The 23,799-nt window shown below is 67.5% G+C and carries 29 protein-coding genes and 1 riboswitch; of the genes, 23 read left to right on the top strand and 6 right to left on the bottom strand.

Going from position 1 to position 23,799, the window contains the following annotated elements; genetic code table 11:
• Positions 1-40 precede the first annotated feature (40 nt).
• Positions 41-104, top strand: a riboswitch (guanidine-III (ykkC-III) riboswitch).
• Positions 105-116: 12 nt separating this feature from the next.
• The gene (locus E3O65_RS12655; protein WP_134364045.1) at positions 117-440 is read left to right on the top strand and encodes a DMT family transporter; all 324 of its coding nucleotides are present in this window, start codon (positions 117-119) and stop codon (positions 438-440) included.
• Positions 441-472: 32 nt separating this feature from the next.
• Here the strand turns inward: E3O65_RS12655 and E3O65_RS16895 are convergent, their stop codons facing one another.
• Entirely contained in the window at positions 473-871 is a 399-nt protein-coding gene (locus E3O65_RS16895) for an HNH endonuclease signature motif containing protein (RefSeq protein ID WP_174844699.1), read from the bottom strand.
• Positions 872-1,205: 334 nt separating this feature from the next.
• Between E3O65_RS16895 and E3O65_RS12645 the strand changes: the two genes are divergently transcribed.
• Entirely contained in the window at positions 1,206-1,577 is a 372-nt protein-coding gene (locus E3O65_RS12645) for a VOC family protein (RefSeq protein WP_134364044.1), read from the top strand.
• 530 nt (positions 1,578-2,107) lie between these two features.
• On the opposite strand, the gene fliW is transcribed toward E3O65_RS12645, so the two are convergent.
• Genes fliW through E3O65_RS12625 form a run of 4 tightly spaced genes read right to left on the bottom strand, consistent with a single transcriptional unit; the run spans position 2,108 to position 5,367 of the window.
• Entirely contained in the window at positions 2,108-2,518 is a 411-nt protein-coding gene (gene fliW / locus E3O65_RS12640) for a flagellar assembly protein FliW (RefSeq protein ID WP_134364043.1), read from the bottom strand.
• Entirely contained in the window at positions 2,515-3,399 is an 885-nt protein-coding gene (gene flgL, locus E3O65_RS12635) for a flagellar hook-associated protein FlgL (protein WP_338419187.1), read from the bottom strand. The genes fliW and flgL overlap by 4 nt, the downstream gene beginning before the upstream one ends.
• 5 nt (positions 3,400-3,404) lie before the next feature.
• Positions 3,405-4,874: a flagellar hook-associated protein FlgK gene (gene flgK / locus E3O65_RS12630; protein ID WP_134364041.1), complete on the bottom strand. Its 1,470-nt coding sequence runs from the start codon at positions 4,872-4,874 to the stop codon at positions 3,405-3,407.
• A gap of 7 nt (positions 4,875-4,881) precedes the next feature.
• On the bottom strand, positions 4,882-5,367 hold the full coding sequence (locus E3O65_RS12625) for a flagellar protein FlgN (RefSeq protein ID WP_134364040.1): 486 nt from the start codon (positions 5,365-5,367) through the stop codon (positions 4,882-4,884).
• A gap of 445 nt (positions 5,368-5,812) precedes the next feature.
• Between E3O65_RS12625 and E3O65_RS12620 the strand changes: the two genes are divergently transcribed.
• From E3O65_RS12620 to E3O65_RS12555, 14 genes are all read left to right on the top strand, one after another.
• Positions 5,813-6,685 carry a sigma-70 family RNA polymerase sigma factor gene (locus tag E3O65_RS12620; RefSeq protein ID WP_134364039.1) on the top strand — a complete coding sequence of 291 codons (873 nt, stop codon included), beginning with the start codon at positions 5,813-5,815 and terminating at the stop codon, positions 6,683-6,685.
• Between the two features lie 84 nt (positions 6,686-6,769).
• Positions 6,770-7,633, top strand: coding sequence for a flagellin N-terminal helical domain-containing protein (locus E3O65_RS12615; protein ID WP_181446283.1), 864 nt, complete (start codon positions 6,770-6,772; stop codon positions 7,631-7,633).
• Positions 7,634-7,787: 154 nt separating this feature from the next.
• Positions 7,788-9,170, top strand: a complete 1,383-nt coding sequence (fliD, locus tag E3O65_RS12610) for a flagellar filament capping protein FliD (protein ID WP_134364038.1) — start codon at positions 7,788-7,790, stop codon at positions 9,168-9,170.
• A 2-nt stretch (positions 9,171-9,172) separates the two neighbouring features.
• A complete protein-coding gene (fliS, locus tag E3O65_RS12605; protein WP_338419186.1) occupies positions 9,173-9,607 on the top strand; it encodes a flagellar export chaperone FliS in 435 nt (144 codons plus the stop codon).
• Positions 9,600-9,944: a hypothetical protein gene (locus E3O65_RS12600; RefSeq protein WP_134364037.1), complete on the top strand. Its 345-nt coding sequence runs from the start codon at positions 9,600-9,602 to the stop codon at positions 9,942-9,944. Before fliS ends, E3O65_RS12600 begins: the two co-directional genes overlap by 8 nt.
• A 143-nt stretch (positions 9,945-10,087) precedes the next feature.
• Positions 10,088-10,429, top strand: a complete 342-nt coding sequence (locus E3O65_RS12595) for a flagellar basal body rod protein FlgB (protein WP_134364036.1) — start codon at positions 10,088-10,090, stop codon at positions 10,427-10,429.
• On the top strand, positions 10,429-10,821 hold the full coding sequence (locus E3O65_RS12590) for a flagellar basal body rod protein FlgC (RefSeq protein ID WP_134364035.1): 393 nt from the start codon (positions 10,429-10,431) through the stop codon (positions 10,819-10,821). The genes E3O65_RS12595 and E3O65_RS12590 overlap by 1 nt, the downstream gene beginning before the upstream one ends.
• Positions 10,821-11,144, top strand: coding sequence for a flagellar hook-basal body complex protein FliE (gene fliE, locus E3O65_RS12585; protein ID WP_134364034.1), 324 nt, complete (start codon positions 10,821-10,823; stop codon positions 11,142-11,144). Before E3O65_RS12590 ends, fliE begins: the two co-directional genes overlap by 1 nt.
• The gene (gene fliF, locus E3O65_RS12580) at positions 11,144-12,739 is read left to right on the top strand and encodes a flagellar basal-body MS-ring/collar protein FliF (protein WP_134364033.1); all 1,596 of its coding nucleotides are present in this window, start codon (positions 11,144-11,146) and stop codon (positions 12,737-12,739) included. Before fliE ends, fliF begins: the two co-directional genes overlap by 1 nt.
• Positions 12,736-13,755, top strand: a complete 1,020-nt coding sequence (fliG, locus tag E3O65_RS12575; protein ID WP_134364032.1) for a flagellar motor switch protein FliG — start codon at positions 12,736-12,738, stop codon at positions 13,753-13,755. Before fliF ends, fliG begins: the two co-directional genes overlap by 4 nt.
• Positions 13,745-14,374 (top strand): FliH/SctL family protein, encoded by a 630-nt coding sequence (locus tag E3O65_RS12570; RefSeq protein WP_134364031.1) that lies wholly within the window; start codon positions 13,745-13,747, stop codon positions 14,372-14,374. The genes fliG and E3O65_RS12570 overlap by 11 nt, the downstream gene beginning before the upstream one ends.
• Positions 14,371-15,732 (top strand): FliI/YscN family ATPase, encoded by a 1,362-nt coding sequence (locus E3O65_RS12565; RefSeq protein ID WP_134364030.1) that lies wholly within the window; start codon positions 14,371-14,373, stop codon positions 15,730-15,732. Before E3O65_RS12570 ends, E3O65_RS12565 begins: the two co-directional genes overlap by 4 nt.
• Positions 15,732-16,172: a hypothetical protein gene (locus tag E3O65_RS12560; RefSeq protein WP_134364029.1), complete on the top strand. Its 441-nt coding sequence runs from the start codon at positions 15,732-15,734 to the stop codon at positions 16,170-16,172. The genes E3O65_RS12565 and E3O65_RS12560 overlap by 1 nt, the downstream gene beginning before the upstream one ends.
• 2 nt (positions 16,173-16,174) lie before the next feature.
• On the top strand, positions 16,175-16,804 hold the full coding sequence (locus E3O65_RS12555; protein ID WP_166785743.1) for a C40 family peptidase: 630 nt from the start codon (positions 16,175-16,177) through the stop codon (positions 16,802-16,804).
• On the opposite strand, the gene E3O65_RS17005 is transcribed toward E3O65_RS12555, so the two are convergent.
• Entirely contained in the window at positions 16,782-17,186 is a 405-nt protein-coding gene (locus tag E3O65_RS17005; protein ID WP_134364027.1) for a hypothetical protein, read from the bottom strand. The genes E3O65_RS12555 and E3O65_RS17005 overlap by 23 nt on opposite strands.
• A 10-nt stretch (positions 17,187-17,196) precedes the next feature.
• Between E3O65_RS17005 and E3O65_RS12545 the strand changes: the two genes are divergently transcribed.
• The 7 genes from E3O65_RS12545 to E3O65_RS12515 all read left to right on the top strand — a co-directional run bounded on the left by E3O65_RS12545 (position 17,197) and on the right by E3O65_RS12515 (position 23,771).
• On the top strand, positions 17,197-18,144 hold the full coding sequence (locus E3O65_RS12545; RefSeq protein WP_134364026.1) for a flagellar hook-length control protein FliK: 948 nt from the start codon (positions 17,197-17,199) through the stop codon (positions 18,142-18,144).
• Between the two features lie 41 nt (positions 18,145-18,185).
• Positions 18,186-18,635, top strand: coding sequence for a flagellar hook assembly protein FlgD (locus tag E3O65_RS12540; RefSeq protein ID WP_422386423.1), 450 nt, complete (start codon positions 18,186-18,188; stop codon positions 18,633-18,635).
• A gap of 43 nt (positions 18,636-18,678) precedes the next feature.
• Complete coding sequence (locus tag E3O65_RS12535; protein WP_134364025.1) at positions 18,679-19,851, top strand: flagellar hook protein FlgE; 1,173 nt, start codon at positions 18,679-18,681, stop codon at positions 19,849-19,851.
• Between the two features lie 86 nt (positions 19,852-19,937).
• Positions 19,938-21,533 carry an ABC-F family ATP-binding cassette domain-containing protein gene (locus E3O65_RS12530; protein WP_134364024.1) on the top strand — a complete coding sequence of 532 codons (1,596 nt, stop codon included), beginning with the start codon at positions 19,938-19,940 and terminating at the stop codon, positions 21,531-21,533.
• A 209-nt stretch (positions 21,534-21,742) separates the two neighbouring features.
• A complete protein-coding gene (locus E3O65_RS12525; protein WP_134364129.1) occupies positions 21,743-22,054 on the top strand; it encodes a flagellar FlbD family protein in 312 nt (103 codons plus the stop codon).
• A complete protein-coding gene (locus E3O65_RS12520; RefSeq protein WP_134364023.1) occupies positions 22,054-22,875 on the top strand; it encodes a motility protein A in 822 nt (273 codons plus the stop codon). Before E3O65_RS12525 ends, E3O65_RS12520 begins: the two co-directional genes overlap by 1 nt.
• The gene (locus E3O65_RS12515; RefSeq protein ID WP_134364022.1) at positions 22,872-23,771 is read left to right on the top strand and encodes an OmpA/MotB family protein; all 900 of its coding nucleotides are present in this window, start codon (positions 22,872-22,874) and stop codon (positions 23,769-23,771) included. Before E3O65_RS12520 ends, E3O65_RS12515 begins: the two co-directional genes overlap by 4 nt.
• Positions 23,772-23,799: the final 28 nt, after the last annotated feature.

Genomic DNA, 23,799 nt, shown 5'->3' with positions numbered 1-23,799 from the left:
TCTGCGGAGGCCCTGCTCAGGCTCGGCGGCTATTCTTGATGGAGGCCGCGCGACGCGGCTCCGGACGACGGTTCAGTACCCGGCATGCGACAAGACTGGCCACGGGAGCTGTTGTCATGTCGTGGATCATTCTCATTCTGTCTGGGGTTCTGGAGGCCGTCTGGGCCACGGCGCTCGGTAAGTCGGCGGGGTTCACGCGACTGTGGCCATCCGTCGTGTTCGCGGTGGCCCTCGTGCTCAGCATGGGCGGGCTTGCCTTCGCAATGCGGGACATCTCGACCGGGACCGCGTATGCCGTCTGGGTCGGGATCGGCGCGGCGCTCACCGTGCTCTACGCCATGGTCTTCGGAGCCGAACCGGCCTCCCTGCTGAAGATTCTGCTCATCCTCGGCCTGGTGGGGTGCGTCGTCGGGTTGAAATTCGTCGACGCTACACACTGATTGGGCGTTACGCGGGTGCGACGCAGAGAACTTCAGAACGGCGGCGGGTCCGCTTCGGACGCCCGCGACCTCGCGTGAGATGTAGGCTCCGGCAGCGGCAGCGGCAGCGGCAGCGGCAGCGGCAGCGGCAGCGGCAGCGGCAGCGGCAGCGGCAGCGGCTCCGGTTTCGGGCGGCGCTCTGGCGGGCGGATGAGCGTGGCCGGCTCACTGATGAACGTGCGCCCGGTCGGTGAGGTCCACTTCAGCGTTCCGTCCGTCAGGTGCACATAGCTCCACCGGGTCTCTGACTCCAGCGCATGGTCGGCCGGACACAGATGCGCGAGATTCTCGTGCTCCGTCAGCCCCTCGAACTGCCAGTCGAGGGTGTGGTCGATATCGCACTGTGTCGCCGACCGGCGACAGCCCGGCCAGCGGCAGGTTTCGTCTCGCACCCGGAGGTACCGTCGCAGTTCCTTCGGCACCGTGTACCGGGTGCGCCCGACCGAGAGCAACCGGAAAACGGCCCTTCACTCGGGCGGACCTGCGGCGTATGTTTGAGGTGGATAAAGCGATAAGTCAACGCCCGCCGGGGTGGCCAACCTGCCTCTGCTGGGCGAGGAGTTTCGGCCACGATTCGCGCTCACCGATCCACCGCCAGCCGGTACTCCGCCTCAGAAGCCCTCCCTGATCGGCATCCGGTGGGCAGGATGCCCGATACTCGGTGGCTTCAACGTCACCCCCCACACGCGCCACGAATCACCTGCACCACCAAGGAGGCGTTTCACAATGCTGAAAGAACTGCACACCGTGTTACCGGCGGCGGACCTCAAACGGGCTCAGTCGTTCTACCACGACGCGCTCGGCCTCGACCCCGACGAAACCCACGAGGGAGTCCTGGTGTACCACGTCGGGTCGGGATCGGTCTTCGAGATCTACGAGACCAGCAATGCCGGCACGGCCAGGAACACCCAGATGGGCTGGATCACGGATGACCTCGACGCCGAGATGGGCACGCTCGGCGAACGCGGGGTCGTCTTCGAGGAGTTCGACATCCCCGGCATGAAAACCATGAACGGGGTCGTCACGGCCGACGACATGAAATCGGCCTGGTTCCGCGACACCGAGGGCAACTTCATCTGCATCTCGCAGACGACCTAGCCACCGCATCACTCCACTCACCGATCCCGGGCGGCGCGGAGGCGCCGTCCGGTCCCTCGTTCGGCCGGCGCACTGTGCACGCACTGGATACGAACAAGGCGCGCCCGACCTGGGTGCGGTGTGTGCCCAGCGCGTGCCGTGCTGATGCGCCAGCTCGCGATGCACCCCAGCGACGTGGTTGCCGACACCCTTCGGGACCTGCTGCGGCAGGGCATCCGTCTGCCTCCACGCGACGTCCTTGCTCTCGTGGCTCGTCACGGGCATCGCTTCGCCCGCACGAAGTCGACCCACTCGCTTCGCAATCGGTCCTGGGCCCGGGCGACCGGAAACCAGCCCGTCAGAGAGTCTCAACGTCAAGCGCTGCGCCGATGCGCTGTGCATTTCGAATGCAGCTCGATGCCCGGGGTCGTCTCCGACGGATATTCGCCGAGGGCCGCGCAGGCGCGCAGGCGCACAGCCACACAGCCACACAGCCACACAGCCACACAGCCACACAGCCACATAGCCACGCAGCCGGCAGGCCGGCCAGGTCATTCGGAGCGGGCGCCCAACGCAGCACGGAGTGGCCAATCCTGGCCGTCGAGGATGATCTGCGCGCAGCGACCGGTGCCGGAGTTGACCACGATCGGGGCCATCAGGTTCACCGTGGTGCCGTCTTCGCCCGGGTTCGTCACCACGAGCAGCAAGGCGTCCTCCGGACCGGTCAGGTCGAGCGCCGCCGCATGATCATCGCTGATCACGGGGGAGTAGTCAGGCAGATAGACGGATGCATCGAGCACGAACAAGCGCGTGCGCCGGCTGTCGGCCGACTCCAGTGTGAACAGCCCGTCAGCACCAGGGACCTCGGTCAAGGCGAACTCGGTCAGCGGGGCCAGGCCGGGCGGCGGGGACACGAAGCTCAGGTCGACGGTCACCGGACCGGTCAACACGTCGGACGTCATCGGAGGAAGTCCATCAGCGTCGGCTGTAGCACCCGAGCGGTGACCGAGAGGGCCGCTTGGTAGGTTACCTCCTGCACTTTCAGGTCCAGGATGGCCTGGGCGAGGTCGACGTCCTCGATTCCGGCCCGCTGAGCCTCGAGGTTTCCTTTGTGCTGCACGAGAGTGTCCCCGGCTTTCTGGATCTGGGCCTGGCGCACGCCGACATCGGTACGCGCCGTGAGCACGGTCTTCATTCGCAAGTCTAGGGCGGCGAGGTGGGCATTGACGTTCGGGCCGCCCGACCGGAGGTCGGCGGCGATGGTCGCTATCAGGGCGAACACCGAATCGGTACCCTCGCCGAAGACGGCGGCCCCGTCGGCGTCGACCTTCACGGTGGTGTCGGCGCCGATGCGGCGGTCCACGCTCGCGGTCGGGGTTCCGGTGAACGTGAATCCGGGGGTGAAGGCGACCCCGGCGTCCGAATTTCCGGCGAAGACGCTGCGACCGAGATGCCGGGCGTTCGCCTGGGCGAGCAGGCTTTCGTTGAGACCGTCGAGGCTGGCCGCCAGGCCTTCTCTCGCGGTGGGGGTGAGGGCTCCCTCGTTGGCGCCCTGCACCGTCACATCGCGCACCTGGTTGAGCAGGTTGGTGACCTCGGACAGGGCCGTGTCGGCCGTGGTCAGCCAGCCGTTGGCGTTGTCGGCGTTGGACATGTACTGCGTGAGCGCCCGTTGTTCCGCACGCACCGCGAGGGAGTCGGCCGTGCGTGCCGGGTCGTCGGAGGGCCGGTCGATCGCCTTCAGCGACGTGGCCCGTTCCTGCAACTCGGCCATCCGGGCCAGGTTGGCCTGCAGATTGGCCTGTGCGGTGCGCACCTGGGTGTGGGTGGTGACTCGGTTCATCATGGCTACCTTCCGACCAGTCCGGTGCGGTTGATCAGGGTGTCGAGCATCTCGTCCACGGCCGTCAGCACCCGGGCGGCGCCTTGGTAGGCGTGCTGGAACATGAGCAGGTTCACGTTCTCCTCATCGAGGTCGACCGAGGAGTTCGCCAGCTGCGCGTTCACCGCCGTGGTCGCGGTGACATCGGCCAGGGAAGCCTGGCGCAGCTCGCCTTTGGTTTTCACGGCCAGCGAGGTGACGAAGTCCGACCAGTCGGCGCTGGGAGACCGCACCGGGTTGCCGGCACCGTCAACGGCCTTGCCGGCGCCGAGCTGGGCGATCTGGTCGGCGATGGACCCGTCGAGGGCACCGTTCAGCGCCAGCCCGGTCGTGAGCTCGGCGGCCGTCGTCGGCGTAACGGACAAGCCCAGTGCGGCCGGCCCCAGGGCCGACGTGGCGAAGAAGGCACCACCCGGCAAGGTCGAATTGTTGCCCGTGGAATAGACGGCGTTGACCTTCGCCGCCAGGTTCGTGGCGAAGGTGTTGTAGGTCGCCGCGGCTTCGGCAAGGGAGCCGCCGGTGCCACCGGCATCCGCTTCGGCCAGAAGGGAGAGCGACCCGGCCAACTCGCCGCCGTCGATGCCGATCGAGCCGGCACGGTCTACCCATTCCACACGTACCGGGCCGGTGGTGCCCGCCGGGTCGGTGAGCCCGTTCGGGCCGTCGAGGGTGCGGGCGCCGCGGGCGATCAGGGCGCGGGCAGAGTCTCCGGAGACCAGGGCGTTGCCGCCCACGAGCACGTCGACCGTGCCATCGGTGCGGTCGACGACGCTGCCGCCGGTGAGGGCAGCCAGGCTCGTGGTCAGCAAGTTGCGCTGGTCGATGAGTTCGTTGGCGGTGCCGCCTCCGGCGACCGTCTGACGGATGCGGTAATTCAGCTCGGCCACCTGGCCGGCGGTTCCGTTGATTTCGGCCACCATGCTGTCCACGCTGGCGCGCTCGGTAGACCACTGGGCTGCGACAGCCTGGTAACCCGCGCTGATCTGGCCGGTGAGGACCTCGGCCCGGCTGAGCAGCACCCCGGCCGGGGCGGTGTCGCCGGCGGAGTTCGCCACACCGTGCCAGCCGGCCCAGAATTCCTGCAGCTGGGCGGAAAGGCCGCTCTCGCCGGGCTCGTTCATTGAGACCTCGACCGCGCTCAGCGCGTTCGCACGCACCGCGGAGTAGCCGGCGACGGCGGCGCTCGAGCGCACCTGGGCGTCCAGCGACGCGCTGCCCAAGCGGGCGATGCCGTCGACGGAGACACCCTGGCCGGGTCCCACGGTCGCGCTCATCAGTCCGATCCGGGCCGCGGCATCCACGGCGGACGTCGTCACGCGCTGGCGCGTGTAGCCGTCGGTGTTGGCGTTGGCGATGTTCTGGCCGACGACCTCAAGCCCTTGGCGCGCGGCCACCAAGCCGGTGTACGCGGTGTTGAGTCCTCCGAAAGTGCTCACCGAACGCCTACAGAATCTGGTCGAACAGTCGGGACCCGGTGGCGCGCGCGTCAGCGGTGCCGTGCGCATCGTACGTGTGGGTGTTCGAACGCACGTCGGCCAGGGTCTCCTGGCTGGATCGTGCGGCGGAACGCAGCAGCTGCTCGTTGGCGTCGCGCAGTTCTTTGATCTGGGTGGTGAGCTCGCCCATGGCCTTGAGATGCGCGGCCATGATCTCCGACCACGGGCCGGCTGGGGCGTGGGCCACGAGCTCGCGCAGGGTGGCGTCTTCAGAGGAGCCCCAGGTCAGTGCGACGGCAGCCACTTCAACCGAACGGGCCAGGCCGGCCTCACGCACATGGCCGAGCACCTGCTCCACCTCGCGGGTTCCCTGCTGCAGCCATCGGGTCTTGCCGTTGGTCAGGAGCAGCTGTTCCTCGTCGAGTTTGAAGACGAGCAGTTCGAGAAGCTCTCGTTCGCGCCACAGCAACGCTGATAGTTCATTGGCGCCCACGTATCCTCCAACTGCCCATGTCTGATGCGGCGGTCTCTCGCGCGGATTTCGCGCATACCACCGGCTTCACAGCAGGACTATCGGCCGGTGATCGCGCCCGGTAAGGGACCGTACCGGTTCAGACTGCCAGTCGGGCCTGCGCGTGTCCACTGAAAAGGGGACAGCATCGGCCCGAATTGGAGGGCGACGGTAGTGAATCAGAGCCGGATCCCCGTTCTGGGGGTGCCCTCGCCCCGTTATGGGGGCGCAGTTGCGCTTACCGCTCCCCGAGGGGCCCTTACTTTTAATACAGGGCGAGTAAGTCAGTTCTTTTGCCCGGGGCCCCGAAACCCCGCCACACCCCGTCTTTTGTATAAGAGTTCTCGTGCTTACCCGGCAAATCCGATCGATATGGCCCCCGGCCTGTTTCGGAACACAGTAGGTACTGAGCATCCAGGGAGTCGCAGTGAATCGGGCGGAACGCAATCAGCTGGTGATCGATAATCTGCCACTCGTGGGCTACCTCGTCTCCGAGACCTGGGCCAAGGCCCGTCACCTCTCCCGTGACGACCTGGCCTCGGCGGGAGCACTCGCCCTGATCACCTCTGCGGATGCCTTCAACGTAGACCTCGGTGTTCCCTTCGGCGCGTTCGCACGGCGCCGCATCATCGGCGCGTTCGCCGATGAAATGCGCTCGAACGACTGGGCCACCCGGATGGCACGCCGCCGCATCAGGGAGACCCGCGCCGTGCAGCAGACGCTGGCCGGGGCCCTCGGCCGGGCGGCTTCCATCGACGAGGTGGCTGCCGCTCTCGGCGTGGACCGGGAGACCGCCATCGCCGGCCTCACCGACTCCGAGCGCACCGTGTCGACCCTCGACGACGCCACCGCCGAGTTCCTGGTCTCCGACACCGACCTCCCCGGCGATTCGCTGCTTTCCGCCGAGCGCCTGGCTTATCTGCACGCCGCCATCGCAGCGTTGCCGGAGAAGATGCGCGTGATCGTGCAGCAGGTCTACTTCGACGACCGCTCGGTCAAGGAGATCGCTGCGGAGCTGGGGATCACCCACTCTGCGGTGTCTCAGCAACGAGCGGAGGCCATCCGTCTGCTCCGCGACGGCCTCGGCACGCACTACGCCGACGATGCCGAGGTGGAGTACGTGCCCGAATCGCGCATCGCCCCGGCCCGCCGCAGCGCCTACCTGGCCCGCCTCGCCGACCAGGCCATGCTCGGGCTCGCGACCGCGAGCGGGGTGGCGTACGCCGCCGACTCCGACTCTGCGGATACCTCGGGTTTCTCCGGTTCGGAAGCCCGGGAAGTTTTTTCGGTCAACGGCTAACGCGGTCCCGACAGAGGCCGATAGCTCTCAACGTCAGGCCATGGATGGCCAGACGCTCACCACCCAATCACGGAGGATTTCATCATGGGTATGCAGATCAACACCAACCTCGCGGCCAACAACACGTACCGCAACCTGGCCGCAACGCAGAACGACATGTCCAAGTCCCTGGAGAAGCTGTCCAGCGGCCTCCGCATCAACCGCGCAGCGGATGACGCGGCCGGCCTGGCCATCTCCGAGGGCCTCAAGTCGCAGGTCGGTGGCCTCACGGTCGCCAGCCGCAACGCCCAGGACGGCGTCTCGGTCATTCAGACCGCAGAAGGTTCCCTGAACGAGGTGCAGTCGATCCTGCAGCGCGTTCGTGACCTCGCCGTTCAGGCCGGTAACGACTCGAACAACAAGGACTCGCGTGCTGCGATTTCCACCGAAGTCAAGGCACTCGGAGCGGAACTCACTCGCATCGGAGCGTCGACTAACTTCAACGGCACCAAACTGCTGGACACTGCTGCCGCCACGACCCCCCTCACCTTCCAGGTTGGCGCCGGTAGTACCGCGGTCGACCAGATCTCGGTGAAGTTTGCGGATGTGACTGCAATTGGAGCCGCTGTGACGGCGCTGACCGTTGAAGCCACTCCCTCGGCGGGCGACGATGGTTTTTCCTCCAGCGCTTTGGCGCTCACCACCATCGCCACACTGGACACCAACATTAAGTCGGTATCCACTGCTCGCGCCTCTCTCGGTGCCGACCAGAACCGGTTCGAGTCCGTCATCAAGAACCTGTCCGTCTCCAAGGAGAACCTCACCGCTGCCGGCTCGCGAATCCGCGACACCGACATGGCCGAGGAAATGGTCAAGTACACCCGTTCCAGCATCCTCTCGCAGGCCGGTACCGCCATGCTCGCGCAGGCCAACCAGTCCGCTCAGGGCGTGCTGTCGCTCCTCCGCTAACCCGGTAGCAGCAGCCTTTCGGGAAACCGCACGGTGAACTATGGCTGGTGGTGACCGAGAGATGAACTGGACCTCATCCCTCGGGCTCCACCAGCCATTCACGTTTACACCCGCACCATCCAGCTTCAGAGCAGAAACGTAAGGAGAGCAAGACATGACGAACGCCATCGACGGCCTCGTCTCCGGGCTCGACACGACCTCCCTGATCAACTCCCTGATGCAGGTCGAAGCCGTTCCGCAGACGTTGCTGAAGGCCAAGGTCTCCTCGTCGCAGAACCTGATCTCGGCACTGCAGGGCCTCAACACCCAGATCGCCGGCCTGGCCGACCTTGCCGGCAAGGCCGCGAAGCCGGCCGCACTCAACCTCTACTCGGCTACCAGCACCTCTCCCAGCGTCACAACGGCGATCTCGGCCAACGCCAGCGCCGGGCAGCTCGACGTCGTCGTCGGAGCCCTCGCCCGAAGCCAGGTGGGCGTCTCCGCGGCCATGACGGCCTGGCCCGCCGATCCGGCCGTGCTGACCATCGTCTCCGGTGGTGTCACCACCGAGATCTCCGCCGCATCGGCCTCGCTTGACGCCGTCGCCACGGCCATCAACGCCGCCAACACCGGCGTTACCGCCACGAAGGTCGCGTCCGGGGTGGATGTCGGCGGCGTCGCCCAGTACCGTCTCCAGTTCACCGGGAATGACTCCGGTGCGGCCAAGGCCTTCACGGTCTATCAGGGCACCGCTGCCGAGGTCACGGCGAACACAGCCCCCGATCTGCTGGCCGCCACCGGTGCCGCCGTCATCCGCACCGCCCAGGACGCCAGCGTCACCCTGTGGGCCGGCACCGCGGCGGCCCAGACGATCACCTCGGCCACCAACACGTTCTCCAACCTGCTGCCCGGCGTCTCGATCAGCGTTTCCGCGGCATCCGTGGACCCTGTCACCATCAAGGTGGTGCGCGACGACGCGCAAATCGGCTCCCTTGCGTCGGGGCTGGTCAGCTCGCTCAACGGCGTCTTCGCCCTCATCTCCACCAAGTCCGCGGTCGTGAACAGCACCAATGCGTCGGGCGCCGCCGTGTTGTCGGCCGGGGTCTTCTCCGGCGACAGCTCCGTGCGCGATGTGAAGCAGCGTATCCTCACGGCCGCTTCGGCACCGATCAACGGCCACTCGCCCTCGGAGTACGGCATCAGCATCACGAAGTCCGGCACGATGGAGTTCGACGCTGCCAAGTTTGCTGCGGCCCTCGCAAAGGATCCGGTCACCGTCACGGCTGCCGTACAGGAGATCGCCACCCGCGTCGCTGCGGCGGCGGCCTCGGCGTCCGACAAATACGACGGCCAGATCACCGCGAAGATCACCGGTCAGCAGTCGTCGGTCAAGAACCTCGGCGACCGCATTGCCGACTGGGACCGCAGCCTGGCCACGCGCCGGGCGACTCTGCAGAGCACGTATACCGCACTGGAAACCCAGCTCAGCGCCCTGAAGGCACAGTCCTCGTGGCTGACCGCGCAGGTTGCCGGGCTCCCGACCTCGAGCACAGGATGATGATGGCAGTTATGAGCATGATGGGTGGAGCACAGGCCCGACGCGCACAGTTGAACCGCGAAGCGGTGCTCTCGGCCACGCCGGTGCGACTGCTGACGATGCTGTACGACCGGCTGCTGCTCGACCTCGGCCGCGCCGAGATCGCACAGAACATAGAGGACTGGCCAGTCGCTTCGGAGAACCTCCTGCACGCCCAGGCGATCGTCGCCGAACTGTCGACCTCGCTCAACGTGGAGGCGTGGGAGGGCGGCGAAGGCCTTTTCGCCCTGTACACCTACGTGTCGAACGCCTTGATGAGCGCCAACATCCACCGGGATGTCGCCCGCACCCGGGAGGGGATCGCCCTGCTCGAGCCGCTGCGCCAGACCTGGCACGAAGCGGCCGATCTGCTGCCGGCCCCGCCGATGGCCGCGGGCGGGGTCTACGGCAATGCCTAGAGTGCTGCAAACCCACGACACGACCAGCACTCGCGACGAGTGGCTGCAGGTTCTCGACCAGCTCGAGACCAGCCTCGGCTCCGGCGCACGCGACGCCGTGCTGGCGGGCCCGGGGGAGCGCTTCTCCACCGGGGTGCAGTGGCGCGCCCCCGAGCACCTGGGCCAGATCCCGGTCGACCTCGAGAAGCGCGCCCGGCGCCTGATCGCCGGCCAACTCGAACTGATTGGCGAGATCGAGGATGCCCGCCGCTCGGCAGGCATGCACCTCGCCGCCGTGCACACCATCATCTCGGCGCAGCATACCGACCAGGCCGTCTACCTCGACATAGCAGGGTAGCCGGAAAACACAGGTCACGGAAAGTTTTCGGCACTACTCCTAACGCGGCCCGGCCACCGGCCGATAGCTAGGAACGAGCAAGGATTGTTCGACCACAGGCCACGGATCGGCCGACCTCGTTTTTGACGACGAATCGGGTATCCGTGCTTGAATCCGTGACCGCCACGGCGCTCACCAGCGCTCTGGACGGCTTGGCGCTGCGCCAACGCACGATCGCGAACAACATTGCGAACGTCAACACTCCCAATTACCACGCCAAGCGCGTGGCCTTCGAGGATGCCCTCGCCAAGTCGGTCGAAGCCGGCAGCGGCAGCACCGTGGCAACCACGGCGAGTTCCCTCGAACCCACGCGCCTCGACGGCAACAACGTGAATCTCGATACCGAGACCCTCTCCAACATCGACACCGTGTTGCGGTACCAGTTCGCGGCCCAGGCCGTCAACGGGCCGTTCACGGCGATGCGCTCCGCGATGCGGACCAGCTGATGACCCTCGACGCGATCGGCATTGCCGGCTCCGGCCTCACCCTGCACCGCAAATGGCTCGACGCGGTGGCAGACAACATCGCCAACGTCAACACGGTCGCCTCCGCCGACGGTGACGCCTTCCAGGCGCGGTACATCGTGGCTCAGGCCGGTCAGGGCACCACCGGCGCCTACGTCGCCGGGACGGCACTCGGGGACGCCGAGGGGATCCTGACCTTCGACCCGAGCAACCCGCTCGCCGACGAGGCCGGCTACGTGCGGCGCCCGGACATCGACCTGGCCGAGCAGATGGGTGCCCTGATCATGGCGCAGCGCGGCTACCAGGCCAACGCCGCCGTCGTCGACCGGGCCAAGACCTCTTACGAAGCCGCACTCCAGATTGGACGCTCCTGATGACGATCGGATCGATCAGCCCGCTCCAGGCCGTCAGCGGCACAGGGTACCTCGCCGGCGTGCAGGGCGTTCAGGGAACCCAATCCGTTCCTGGCACCGACGGCTCCGGCTTCGGCAGCGCGCTCGTCGGCGCGGTCGACAACCTTCAGCAGCTGCAGGCCACGTCCAACACCCTCGCGGTGCAGGCCGTCACCGGCAACCTGACGGACATCCACTCCGCCACCCTGGCGTCCACCCGAGCCCAGGTCACCCTCGAACTGGTGGCCGCCGTGCGCAATAAGGGTGTAGACGCGTTCAACGAGATCATGAGGATGCAGGCCTGATGCCCCGTCCGATCACGTCTGCGTTCGAACGCCTCGGCCGCACCATCAGCTCCTTCTCCGTCGCTCAGCGCACCGTCGCCATCATCGGCGTCGCCGTGCTCGCCCTGGGTATCGCCGCCCTGAGCTTGTGGGCCACCAAACCGGCCTACACGCCCCTGTTCTCCGGTCTCAGCGGCTCCGACGCGAACACCATTGTCGAACAGCTGCGCACCGACGGTGTCGCCTACGAACTCAGCGACGGCGGTGCGACCATCCTCGTTCCCCAGGAGAGCGTCTACGACGAGCGACTCAAAGCCGCCGCGGCCGGACTGCCCTCCTCCAGCACGGGCGGCTACGGGCTGCTCGACACCATGGGTGTCACCTCCAGTGAGTTCCAGCAGTCGGTCACCTACAAACGGGCACTCGAGGGTGAACTCGCCAACACCGTCATGGCAATGAAGGGCGTCAAGAACGCCTCGGTTCGCCTGGCGATCCCCGAAGAGACCGTGTTCGCGTCGGAGCAGAGCGACCCGACGGCATCCGTGTTCGTGGAAACGGCCAGCGGCAGCACGCTCAACGCCGATCAGGTTCAGGCCATCGTGCACCTCACCTCCGCCTCGATCGAGGGGATGGCCCCCACCGACGTGGCCGTCATCGACTCCGCGGGTGTCGTGCTCTCCGCTGTCGGGGTTGGAGCCACCGGGTCCGCCGACCAGCAGGCTGGCGCCTACGAAGACCGGGTGCGCGGAGCCGTGCAGGCCATGCTGGACAAGGTCGTCGGCCCCGGCAACGCGACCGTCGCCGTCGCCGCCGACATGAGCTATCAGTCGGCCCAGCGGGTCGAGGAATCGTTCACCACCCCGACGGATGCCCCGGCCCTCAACGAGGCCGTCAAGACCGAGTCGTACACCGGGTCAGGCGGTTCGGCGGCCGGGGTCCTCGGCCCCGACAACATCGCCGTTCCGGCCGGCACCGAAGGTGACGGAACCTTCACCTCCGAGGACACGACCAAGAACAATGCGGTCAACAAAGTCACTGAGACGCGCACCATCCCGGCAGGGGAGATCAACAGGCAGACGGTTTCCGTGGCAGTGAACGCCGACGTCGTCGGGCAGCTCAACGTCGCCGACGTCACCTCGCTGGTAGCCTCCGCCGCGGGCATCGACGCACAACGGGGTGACGCGGTCACCGTCGAGGTTGTCAGCTTCAATGGCGGGGCGGCAGCGGATGCCGCGGCCGCCCTCGCCGCAGGGGAGGCTGCCGCCGCCGCCGACCGGTTCGCCGAGATAATGCGTATCGGCATCATCACGGCGGGGATCGTAATCACCTTCGTGCTGGGCCTGATCCTCTACGCGCGCCGTTCGCGCCGCCAGAGCCGCGAGTCGATCGAGCTGGACGAGTTGATGGAGGTGCGGCCTGCCCTGGGCGCGCCGGAGGTGCCGTTCACGCTGAGCGCTCCGATCGCGCCGATCATGATCGATCCCACCCCGACCGTTGGCTACCTGCCGCCGACCGCCGACCGGATGCAGGTCGAGATCGACGCCCTCGCCCAGCGGGACCCCGTGAAGACCGCGGAGTACCTCCGCGGTCTGATGGATGACCGGCAGCCGGCATGATCGACGACAAGCCAGCCCTGACCGGCACCCAGAAGGTCGCCGTGGTGTTGATGAGCATGGAGCACCAGCGGGCCACCGAGGTGATGAAGCAGTTCACCGAAACGGAGGCGGCCGACATCGCCGCGGAAATGGTGCAGCTCCGCCGGGTCGACCCCGACGTGACCGAGACCACCGTGCTCGAGTTCCATGAACTGACCGTCAAGGGTGCCCGAAGCCGGCGTGGCGGCCACGCCTACGCGATCGGGCTGCTGGAGGCATCCTTCGGAGCGGAGAAGGCTGCCGGGGTCATGGTGAAGGTGGCCTCTTCGATGGCCGGAAAGGCCTTCGAGTTCCTCGACACGGCCGAACCGCTGCAGATCCTGACCCTGCTCGACGGTGAGCTGCCGCAGACGATCGCCCTGGTGCTGGCGCATTTGCGCCCCGGGCACGCCTCCGCCGTCCTCGGCGGACTCGACGTCGATCTGCGCGCCGAGGTGGCCCAACGCATCGCCGGTATGGGCACCACCACCCCCGAAGCCGTTCGCGTGGTCACCGAGACGCTGAAGGCGCGTGTCGGGGCCGTCGCGTCCTCTCGCGACTCCGTCGAAACGGTCGGCGGCATCCAGCCACTGGTCGAGATCATCAACCGCTCAGACGTGGCGACCGAACGTGCCCTCCTTGAGGCCCTCGACGCGCGCGATCCCGCGCTGGCCGAGGACGTCCGGTCCCGGATGCTGACTTTCTCCGACATCGTCAAGCTCGAGAACCGCGACGTGCAACAGGTTCTCCGCGGCATTGACGCAGCCGTCTTGGCCATCGCCCTCAAAGGCTCGACCGACGGTGTGGTCACGACCATCCGCACCAATCTTTCCGAACGCAACCGGGAAATCCTCGACGACGAGGTGCAGGCCATGGCCCCCGTGCGGGTGTCGCAGGTCGAGGAGGCACGGGCAACGATCGTGCGCGCCATCCGCGACCTCGAGGCGCAGGGCAGTATCACCGTGCAGCGCGCCGAGGAGGACGACTATGTCGTTTAGCGCGCAGTCAACGCCCTTCTCCGCCGTGACGTTCCCCAGCCTCCGCGACGATCGGAGCACGGGCGACGAGTCTTCGCGAGCTCGAGGTCATGCCGCCGGTTACACCGCGGGCCTGCGAGCCGCAGCCGCCGACGTCGACGCCCGAATCGAACGACACGACGCCGAGCACGCCGCCGCAGCGCTCCACCAGCAGGCGCGAGTGGACCGGGCGGTCACCCTCCTCGGTGCGGCTGCCGCAGCATTGCACCAACGCACCGCACCCGTGCTCCGAGAAGCGGAGGACACCCTCGTCGCGACCGCCGTGGAACTGGCCGAAGCCATCCTCGGACACGAACTCGCCGACACCGATACTTCCGCCCGGGCCGCACTGAACCGAGCCCTGATTCCCGGCGCCGACGCAGTGGGCGGCACCGGTCGCCCGCAGGCGGTGCGGATGAACCCTGCTGACCTGGCCCTGATCGACCTGGTCACCCGGACGGATGCCGGCGTCGATTTCATCGCCGACGCGGATCTGGCCCGCGGCGACGCGATCGCCGAGTTCCCGGACGGGTTCCTCGACGCCCGGATCGGCACGGCGCTGGCCCGCGCGAAGGCAGCGCTCCGGGGCGCTGCCTCATGACTCTGCTGCAGACCCCGACCGATACGGCCACCCGCGCTACGGGCTGGCGCCCGCAGGCTGGAAGAATCCGTTCCGCGGTCGCTGCGGCGCGTCCCGAACGCGTCGGCGTGGTGTCCTCGATCGTCGGACTCGGCCTCGAGGTGCGCGGGCTGAACTCCGCGATCGGTGACCTCATCACGGTCGGCGACGACGGAGACGTCGACGCCGAGGTCGTCGCCACGACGCGCGACGGTATCCGGTGCATGCCTCTCGGACGGATGACCGGCATCCGTGTCGGCGCACCGGTGCGATCCGACGGAACCCCGCATCTTGTTCCCACGGGAACGGGCCTGTTCGGACGCGTCATCGACGGCCTGGGCCGTCCCATCGACGGAAAAGGACCCCTCGACGTCGACCGGTTCGTGGCCATCGACCACGACAGCCCGTCGGCCATGGCCCGTTCACGAATCGCGACTCCGTTGCAGCTGGGCGTCCGGGTGCTCGACACCCTCACCACCGTCGGAAAGGGACAGCGGCTGGGCCTGTTCGCCGGCTCCGGCGTGGGCAAGTCGTCGTTGCTGTCGATGATTGCCCGCGGCACCGATGCTGAGGTGTCCGTCATCGCTTTGGTAGGGGAGCGCGGTCGTGAAGTGCGCGAATTCCTCGAGGACGACCTCGGACCCGAGGGGCTCGCCCGCTCGATAGTGGTCGTGTCCACCTCCGACGAGCCGGCCATGATGCGCTTGCGGGCTGCCTTCCTGGCCACCCGGATTGCCGAGTCCTTCCGAGACGACGGCGCCGACGTCATGCTCATGATGGATTCACTGACCCGGGTGGCAATGGCGCAGCGCGAGATTGGACTGTCGGTCGGCGAACCCCCGGCCACGCGCGGCTATCCGCCGTCGACCTTCTCCCTGCTGGCCCGCCTGCTCGAGCGAGCCGGCACTGACGAAACCGGTTCGATCACGGGCATCTACACGGTGCTCGTCGACGGGGACGACCACAACGAGCCCATTGCGGATGCCGCCCGCTCGATTCTCGATGGTCACGTCGTGCTCGACCGAAAGTTGGCAGTCCTCGGCCATTTCCCCTCCGTCGACGCGCTCGCGTCGATTTCCCGCGTGGCGTCCCGGGTCAACAGCCCAGAGCAGAACCAGATCGCTGGACTGCTGCGCCGGGTGCTCGCCGCGCGCCGCAACGCGCAGGACCTGCTCGACGTGGGGGCCTACCGCCGAGGCACGAATCCGCTGGTCGATGCCGCGGTGGACAACGAGGGCGCCATCAACGCGTTCCTCCAGCAGCGCATGGACGACCAGACATCCTCCCGGCACGCCTGGGACCACCTCACCACACTCACCCGAACGCTGGGGGCCCTCTGATGCCACGCACTTTCGCTCTCGCCGGCCTGTTGCGCCTGCGCCACCTGCAGCAAGACCAGGCGGCTGGGGACCTCGCCCAGGCGAATGCCGTCGCGCAGGCGAATGCGGCGCGGCGCGCGGGTGCGAGGGCCACCCTGCACCAGATGCCCAGTGCAGCGAACGGAGCCGACATGCTTTCCACCATCGCCGCCGCCCGAGCCTCGGCCCGCAGCATGCTCGCCGATATGGAGGCTCTCGGCCGCAACTACCAGGTCGCAGTGGGTGAGGCGCAGGTCGCCTTCGACGCAACGCGAGCCGATTCGGTGCGACTCGAGAAGCTGGAGGACCGCCACGGAGCCCTGGTCGCTGCCGAGGATCTGCACCGGGAACAGACCGTCCTCGACGAGATCGCCGGTGCTGGCTGGCTTCGCAACCGCCCGGCGGACGGTGGCCCCCGGTGACGATGATCGCGGCGATGGGCCGGGTCAGCGAGATCCAGGCGACGCTGGTGCAGCTCTCGGCCGGTGCAAGCGCCCAGAAGACGGCCGCGACGACGACTGCCGTGGCCTCGGCAAGCACCTTCGCCGAAGCCCTCGCAAGCGCCTCGGGTGCCGCCACGGTGACCCCTTCGGCAGTGTCGACGGGCGCGGCAACCGGCGCCGACGTGGTTGCCGGGGCGGAGAAGTACCTCGGCGTGCCCTATGTCTTCGGTGGCGAGGACGCCAGCGGCATGGATTGTTCCGGGCTCGTGCAGACGGTGTATGCCGAACTCGGCATAGACGTGCCGCGCCTCGTCTCCGGACAGATGAAGATCGGCACCGAGGTCGGCTCTCTTGCCGAGGCCAGGCCCGGCGACCTCATCGTCACCGGCGGGGGAGACCACATCCTGATCTACGCCGGCAACAACAAGGTCATCCACGCACCCTACGAGGGCCGTACGGTCTCCCTGGTCGAGGCCTACATGGACGACTCCGAGATCACCACCATCCGCCGCGTGATCCCGGATGCCCCGGCAGCCACTGCAGGAATGGGCGCCGCCGGCGGCCAGCTCAGCGCAGCACTGGCATCCTTCATGAACGGAGCAGCCCGATGAACGCCCAGCTCGGCCGGATGGCCGCCACGATGCCGACGGGGCCGGCCCACACCGTTGCGCCGGCAGCCCGCGCCAGCCGCTCCGACGCGCCCGGCGCCGGGTCGTTCGCCTCCGTGTTGCAGGGAACGCTCGCCGCCGCGCCGGCCGAGAAGCCTCCGGTGTCGGTCGATCCGAGTTCCGAGCCGACGGCGGATGTTGGGACCGACCCTGGTCTCGTCGCGGTTGCCGGCCCGGGAACGCCAGGACCGAGTACGATGCCGGACGCGGAGCCGAGCGCGATGCCGACCACGGAGCCGAGAACGGTGCAGAACCCTGCGGCACACCCGCTGAACGCCTTTCTCGTGCCGGCCGAGACCACAGCTTCGGCGATGCTGTCGGCCACCGGCGCGGTCGTGTCGGATCCTGTCGCGAAGGCGACCGAGACCGCGACGGCGACCTCGACCGTGATCGCGACCGCGACGGTGACGGCGATGGCGACCGCTGTCGTCGGAGATACCGAGGCCGACGCTGAGGCCGACGCCGAGGCGGATCAAGAGCCCGCGGCCGAGGCGTCTAGCCTCGCTGCCGCTGCTCCGGGCGCCGAAATTCCGGGAGCCGTCCCAAGGACAGCCCCGGGAATCCCCGCGCCGCTCGCCGCCGGAGTGCCGACGGACGTGCCGGCCGCCCCGCCGGCCCCCGCCGAGCAGCTCGGGGCCGCGCCGGTCGTTCCCGCCCCGCCAACCGCCGCATTCCCGGCCCCGGTCGGCGGTGCCGCCGGAGCCGTGCGACCCGGGTCCGATGATCCGGTCGCCCTCCGGCCCGCAGGCTCCGCCGACGTGACGGCCCCCGTCGCCCCGCTCGTGCCGGTCGGCACCCCGGCGCCGACCGCGGCGTCTTCCGTCGCCGGCGTTCCGACACCCGCCGCGGCCGTGCCCGCCCTTCCTGTTCCGCTCACCAGCCAGGTTTCACGCACCCTGTTCACTCTGGGGGCAGCAGCCAACGGCGACCATGTGATGACTATCCGCGTCAGCCCCGACAATCTGGGACCAATCACCGTGCGCGCCCAGGTGAGCGTGGACGGCATCCGGGTCGAGCTGATCGCCCCCACCGACCTGGCCCGGGACGCGCTCCGCACCATCCTGCCCGACCTGCGCCGGGATCTGACCGCCGGAGGGATGAGCGCCCAGCTCAGCTTGTCGGCCGACGACCAGGCCTCCGACTCCGCGGCGGACTGGCACGACCGTACCAGCGCGAGGCGTGATCGGGAGGCCGGAGACGGCACTGCCGACGCATCCGTGGCCGGCTCCCGGCCCGCCGCGCTGCGGGCCGCCGGCTCGCACACCATCGACGTATTCGCCTGAACCGCACCATCTGACCCGCCACCACCAGAAGAGAGAACCTTGTGACCATCGATGCAGTGGCAGCAGCCGCCCCGGCCGGGATGTACTCGACCACGCCCGTGCGCACCCCGAAACAGTCCCTGGATTCCGAGGCGTTCATGTCGTTACTGGTGACCCAGCTGCGCAACCAGGACCCCAGCTCTCCCATGGACACCAACCAGATGATCTCCCAGACCACGCAGCTGGCCATGATGGAGAAAATGGCGGCGCTGTCGACCACAGCCGACGAGAACTTCTCGCTGCAGATGCGCGTCGCCGCCGCGGCTCTGGTCGGACAGGACGTCACCTACACGAAGGCCGATGGCACGACCGGCACCGGTACCGCGTCCAGCGTTTCCTACGCCGGTCCCGTGCCGCAGGTCACCGTCGGCGGAACGCCCGTCGCACTCGACCTGGTGACCGGCGTCACCTCCGGCAGCACCCCCGGCACCACCCCCGGCCTGTCCGCGTAAACCCCTTCTTCTCTCGTCTCGCATCTACCGAAAGGCAGCACCCATGCTTCGCTCTCTGTACTCCGGAATCTCCGGCCTCCGCTCGCACCAGACCATGCTCGACGTCACCGGCAACAACATCGCCAACGTCAACACCACCGCGTTCAAGGCTTCGGCGGTGCAGTTCCAAGACACCCTGTCGCAGCTCAAGCAGGGTGCCGGCGGACCGCAGGCAGAGGTCGGTGGCACCAACCCGGCCCAGATCGGACTCGGAGTACAGGTGGCCGGCATCTCGACCAATTTCTCGCAGGGTTCCGCGCAATCGACGGGACGGGCCACTGACATCGCCATCTCCGGCGACGGGTTCTTCGTCACCCAACTGGGCGGGGAGACGCTCTACAGCCGTGCGGGCGCCTTCGACTTCGATGCCGAGGGTCGACTGGTCTCCCCGGACGGCGCGATAGTCCAGGGCTGGAACGGCGTCAACGGCCAGATCAACGAGGGCGGTCCGGTCGGCAACATCACGCTGCCGCTGCAGGCCATGATTCCCGCAGCTGCGACGGACAAGGCCACCATGGTCGGCAATCTGCCGGCCGACGCCGCGGCAGGTAAGACTCTCGTGCGCGACATCAAGATCTACGACGCTCTCGGCGCCGCGCGCACCCTGTCCCTGACGTTCACCCGCTCGGGGTCCGGCTGGGACGTGGCAGGCGCCGACGGAGTCGGCGCCGGTTCCACGGCTCTGACGCTCGACCTGGCGGGAAATCTCACGGCAACCGGACCGCTGACGGTGAACGGGGTCTTGGTCGATCTGACCGGGCTGTCCGGGCAGGCCGGCATCACCACGGCGACCGCCAGCAGCCAGAACGGCTCCGCCGCCGGAACGCTGCAGTCGTTCACGCTCGGCAAGGACGGTACCCTGGTGGGCCTGTTCAGCAACGGAAGCCAGGCATCCATCGCGCGTATCGCCCTCGCTACCTTCACCAACCCGGGCGGCCTGGAGAAGGCCGGTTCGTCGGCGTACCGTGCCACGTTCAACTCGGGTAACGCGGCCCTCGGCGCCCCCGGTGACGGCGGCTTCGGCTCGCTCAGCGGTGGAACCCTGGAAATGTCCAACGTGGACCTGTCGCAGGAGTTCACCAACCTGATCGTCGCCCAGCGTGGCTTCCAGGCGAACGCACGCATCATCACTACCTCCGACGAGGTGCTGCAGGAGCTCACCAACCTGAAGCGCTAGCGGTGCACCGGGGCCGGAGGCGGAGACGGTAAAGTTGGCCGCTGCCTCGCCCGGGGCTCCTGGAACCACCCGAGAGGACGGCCGCAATGAGCCTGATCAGGCTAAATGACGTCAGCATCCGTTTCGAGAACACGCAGATCCTGCGCGAGGCCTTCTTCCGGCTCGAACCGGGCGACCGGGTGGGCCTGATCGGGCGTAACGGGTCAGGCAAGTCGACGATCCTGAAACTGGCCCTCGGCCAGGTGACCGCGGATGCCGGTACCGTCACCCTGGATCCTGGAATTCGGGTGGGCTACTTCTCCCAGTTCTCCGAACTCAATGGGGAATCCACCATCACCGAGGTTCTCGACGGACTGTTCGCTCCGATCAAGGCCATCGAAGCGGAGCTGGCGTCGATCGATGCCCAGATCGCGGCGGATTCTTCGCAGAGTGCAGAACTGGACCGGCTGATTCATCGCCAGGCAGAGCTGTTCGAGGACATGGACCGCCTGGACGGGTGGGACTATCCCCGGCGCATCGACACCGCGTTGACCACCCTGGGATTCGACGAGGCCCATCGAGTCTGTGCCATCAACGACCTGTCCGGAGGCTGGCGCAACCGGGCGGCGCTGGCGAAGATCCTGTTGGAGCAACCTGACGTGCTGCTGCTCGACGAGCCCACCAACTACCTCGACGTGGCTGGCGTCGAGTGGCTCGAAGCGTGGTTCCGGAGTTTCCGCGGCGCGGCCGTCATCGTCTCGCACGACCGACAGTTCCTCGACGGGGTCGTCACCCGCATCATCGAGGTCGAGAACTACCATCTGCACGAATACCCTGGCAACTTCGGCGAATACGTTGTGCAGAAGCAGTTCCGCCTGAAGTCCCTGGAGCAGCAGTTCCTTCACGAGTCGGAGCTGCTCGCGTTCGAGTCGGAGGGCATCAGCGACCGCCGCGAAGCCGCGAAGGCCGCCAGTCGCACCCTCGACAACCAGCTCGCCCACATCAAGAAGACCCGCAGCCCGCGGCCTGTCGACATGATCATCACCGAGATCTACCGCGGACTGCACGTGAAGGATTCGCTCTGCCGGATCGAGTCGCTCAGCAAGTCCTACGGCGACAAGGCACTGTTCACCGACCTCACCTTCGAGATCCGCCGTGGCAACCGCATTGTCGTGCTGGGTTCCAATGGCAGTGGCAAGACCACGCTGCTGCGGGTGTTGGCCGGAGAGGAGACGGCCGATTTCGGCACCGTGGCGTGGGCATCCGGTGCCGCCGTGGTCTCCTACAACCAGGTGCTCGACGGCCTTGACGACGACGACACCGTCAGCCACTCCGTCAATGCGATGCCGGGCAGCCTCGCTTTCACCGCGACCCGCAAATCGGTCAACCGGTTCCTGGCGATGTTCCAATTCTCCGAGGCCGACCTCAAGCAGAAGATCGGCAACCTCTCCGGTGGGCAGCGCGCGCGCGTCGCCATGGCGCAGTGCCTGCTCTCCGGGGCCGCGGTGCTGCTGCTGGACGAACCGACCAACCACCTGGACATGGCCAGCACCCAGGTGATGGAGCGCGCACTGATTCACTTCCCGGGGGCCGTGGTCGTGGTCAGCCACGACCGGTTCTTCACGGACAAGATCGCCACCCGCCACCTGGTCTTCGGCAGTGACGCGGCAGAGCCGGGGGAGATCGTGGTGCGCGCGGCCTAACCAATTCGACGGAGACTCTCTCGTAAAAGCTTGTTCCTCGGTTTTTTGTGGGCATTTCGGGCAGCATCACCGTCGAATTCGTTCGGGGCAGCGACGCGGCGACCCGCCGATGCGGCCTCGTTCCGGTCGGCAGCTAACGCACCCGGCCCGTCGGCCGACAGTGGGGCGTGACGGTTGCTCGAATCGTTCTGAACCCAGGGGTGGACGCCATGATCGTTGTGACGAGGCTGAACGACAGCCAGTTCGCGATCAATCCGGACCTGATCGAGCGGATTCATGCGAGCCCAGACACCACGCTGGTCATGGTCGACGGCGCCAAGTTCATCGTGACGGAAAGTCTCAGCGAGATCATCGAGAAAATCGCCCGTTTCCGGGCCCATGTCATCTCACTGGCGTACCTGACTCAGGATGCCGACTATCGGCCCGGGATCCGCTCGCTTGAAATCGTCGATGGGCCGCATTCGATCGACGAGATCATCGAGCCCGGCAGCACGGTCCCGACCCGCCCGCGGAGAATCTGATGGATCCGGCAACCCTGGTCGGGATCGCCATCGCCTTCGGTTCCCTCTTCGCCATGATCACCATCGAGGGCGGCCATATTCAGTCGATCCTCCTGCCGGCACCGATGATCCTCGTCTTCGGCGCCACCATCGCGGTCGGGATCGCCGGCGGCACCATCAGGGATGCGATCTCCGCGTTCAAGGCCGTACCCGGAGCCTTCATCGGCAAGACCGTTCCGCCGCAGCAGGTCATCGACCAGGTCGTCGGACTCGCCGAGAAGGCCCGCAGCTCGGGTCTGCTGGCTCTCGAGCAGGAGGCTGACAACGTCGCCGACCCGTTCCTGCGCGGCGCACTTCAGAACATCGCCGACGGCACCGACGGCGACGAATTGCGAATCCTGCTGGAAGACGAGCTCGCGACCGCCACCAAGGAGAGCCGCAACGCCGCCAAGTTCTTCACCACCCTCGGCGGCTACGCACCGACGGTGGGCATCATCGGAACGGTCGTCTCGCTGACGCACGTGCTGGAAAACCTCGACACGCCGTCCACCCTCGGTCCGATGATCGCCGCCGCCTTTGTGGCCACCCTGTGGGGACTGCTCACGGCCAACTTCCTCTGGCTGCCGATCGGCAACCGGCTGAAGCGGCTGAGCGACCTCGAGGTCGACCGGATGACGCTGCTCCTGGAAGGGGCGCTCGCAGTGCAGGCCGGCAGTCAGCCCCGGCTGCTCGGAGAGAGATTGCGCGCCATGGTGCCTGCGCCGGCGACGGCCAGGGCCGGTAAGGCAGGCAAGCCGGGAAAAGCCAGTAAGGCGGACAAGTCCCTGCTCGAGGCGGCATGAGCGGGCACGGCCGAGGCCGCACGCGGGGGCGGGGGCTGGAGGAGGAGCACGTCGAACACGTCGACGAGCGGTGGATGGCGTCCTATATGGATATGGTCACCGTGTTGATGTGCATGTTCATTGTCCTGTTCGCGATGTCCTCTGTCGACCAGGAGAAGTTCCTGCAACTGAAGAACTCCCTCGCGACGGGTTTCGGCGTCACCGACGTCGGCAAGGTCGACACGGCAAAGGGCGTCGTCGTCACCGATGACAAGGTTGCCCAGTCCGAGATGACCGGGTTCACCGACATCCAGGTCGCCGCGGCGGAGGTCAAGGACCTCACCGCGGTGAAAGATGCCCTGCAGGCCGCGGTGGATGCCAAGGGTGTCGCCCAGCAGGTGCAGTTCACGATCGACGAGCGAGGACTGATCATCGGGCTGATCGGATCCGAGGCCTTCTTCGAGCCCAACCTCGCCAATCTGAGCGGCCAGGCCGTGCAGGTTTTGGACGCGGTCGCCCCGATCCTGTCCGGCAACACCCGGGAGATCAAGGTGGAGGGCCACGCCGACCGGCACGGAGTGACCAGAAATTTCCCCACCGACTGGGAGCTGTCCTCGGGCCGGGCAACGGCGGTGCTCCGCCGGCTGGTCGAGTCCGGCGGCGTGGGACAGGAACGCGTCTCGGCGGTCGGCTACGGCTCGGCCCGCCCCGTGGCCGAGGGGGCCGATCTGGCGGCGCAGGCGCAGAACCGACGGGTCGACGTCGTGCTCCTCTCCAGCCAGCCGGAAGCGGTGCGCCAGCTGATCCCCGACATCGTCGCGGGGGTGACGCCCGTCAGCCCGGATCCGGTAGTGAAGGCCCAGACCGCGGAGTCTCCCGTGACCGCCGTGGTCAAAGAGGAAAAGAAAGGTCACTGAGCTGCTAACCATCGGCTCGCTCTGACCG

The organism is Cryobacterium breve, from assembly GCF_004402375.1.
Lineage (GTDB): Bacteria > Actinomycetota > Actinomycetes > Actinomycetales > Microbacteriaceae > Cryobacterium > Cryobacterium breve.
The sequence above is the reverse complement of the archived record's forward strand: the minus strand, read 5'-3'. Positions and strand labels throughout refer to the sequence as shown.

Excerpts from the sequence above, each read along its gene's own strand:
- E3O65_RS12655 (WP_134364045.1), top strand. The coding sequence starts at position 117 with ATGTCGTGGATCATTCTCATTCTGTCTGGGGTTCTGGAGGCCGTCTGG.
- E3O65_RS12645 (WP_134364044.1), top strand. The coding sequence starts at position 1,206 with ATGCTGAAAGAACTGCACACCGTGTTACCGGCGGCGGACCTCAAACGG.
- fliW (WP_134364043.1), bottom strand. The coding sequence starts at position 2,518 with ATGACGTCCGACGTGTTGACCGGTCCGGTGACCGTCGACCTGAGCTTC.
- flgL (WP_338419187.1), bottom strand. The coding sequence starts at position 3,399 with ATGAACCGAGTCACCACCCACACCCAGGTGCGCACCGCACAGGCCAAT.
- E3O65_RS12615 (WP_181446283.1), top strand. The coding sequence starts at position 6,770 with ATGGGTATGCAGATCAACACCAACCTCGCGGCCAACAACACGTACCGC.
- fliD (WP_134364038.1), top strand. The coding sequence starts at position 7,788 with ATGACGAACGCCATCGACGGCCTCGTCTCCGGGCTCGACACGACCTCC.
- fliS (WP_338419186.1), top strand. The coding sequence starts at position 9,173 with ATGGCAGTTATGAGCATGATGGGTGGAGCACAGGCCCGACGCGCACAG.
- E3O65_RS12600 (WP_134364037.1), top strand. The coding sequence starts at position 9,600 with ATGCCTAGAGTGCTGCAAACCCACGACACGACCAGCACTCGCGACGAG.
- E3O65_RS12590 (WP_134364035.1), top strand. The coding sequence starts at position 10,429 with ATGACCCTCGACGCGATCGGCATTGCCGGCTCCGGCCTCACCCTGCAC.
- fliE (WP_134364034.1), top strand. The coding sequence starts at position 10,821 with ATGACGATCGGATCGATCAGCCCGCTCCAGGCCGTCAGCGGCACAGGG.
- fliF (WP_134364033.1), top strand. The coding sequence starts at position 11,144 with ATGCCCCGTCCGATCACGTCTGCGTTCGAACGCCTCGGCCGCACCATC.
- fliG (WP_134364032.1), top strand. The coding sequence starts at position 12,736 with ATGATCGACGACAAGCCAGCCCTGACCGGCACCCAGAAGGTCGCCGTG.
- E3O65_RS12570 (WP_134364031.1), top strand. The coding sequence starts at position 13,745 with ATGTCGTTTAGCGCGCAGTCAACGCCCTTCTCCGCCGTGACGTTCCCC.
- E3O65_RS12565 (WP_134364030.1), top strand. The coding sequence starts at position 14,371 with ATGACTCTGCTGCAGACCCCGACCGATACGGCCACCCGCGCTACGGGC.
- E3O65_RS12560 (WP_134364029.1), top strand. The coding sequence starts at position 15,732 with ATGCCACGCACTTTCGCTCTCGCCGGCCTGTTGCGCCTGCGCCACCTG.
- E3O65_RS12555 (WP_166785743.1), top strand. The coding sequence starts at position 16,175 with ATGATCGCGGCGATGGGCCGGGTCAGCGAGATCCAGGCGACGCTGGTG.
- E3O65_RS12535 (WP_134364025.1), top strand. The coding sequence starts at position 18,679 with ATGCTTCGCTCTCTGTACTCCGGAATCTCCGGCCTCCGCTCGCACCAG.
- E3O65_RS12530 (WP_134364024.1), top strand. The coding sequence starts at position 19,938 with ATGAGCCTGATCAGGCTAAATGACGTCAGCATCCGTTTCGAGAACACG.
- E3O65_RS12525 (WP_134364129.1), top strand. The coding sequence starts at position 21,743 with ATGATCGTTGTGACGAGGCTGAACGACAGCCAGTTCGCGATCAATCCG.
- E3O65_RS12520 (WP_134364023.1), top strand. The coding sequence starts at position 22,054 with ATGGATCCGGCAACCCTGGTCGGGATCGCCATCGCCTTCGGTTCCCTC.
- E3O65_RS12515 (WP_134364022.1), top strand. The coding sequence starts at position 22,872 with ATGAGCGGGCACGGCCGAGGCCGCACGCGGGGGCGGGGGCTGGAGGAG.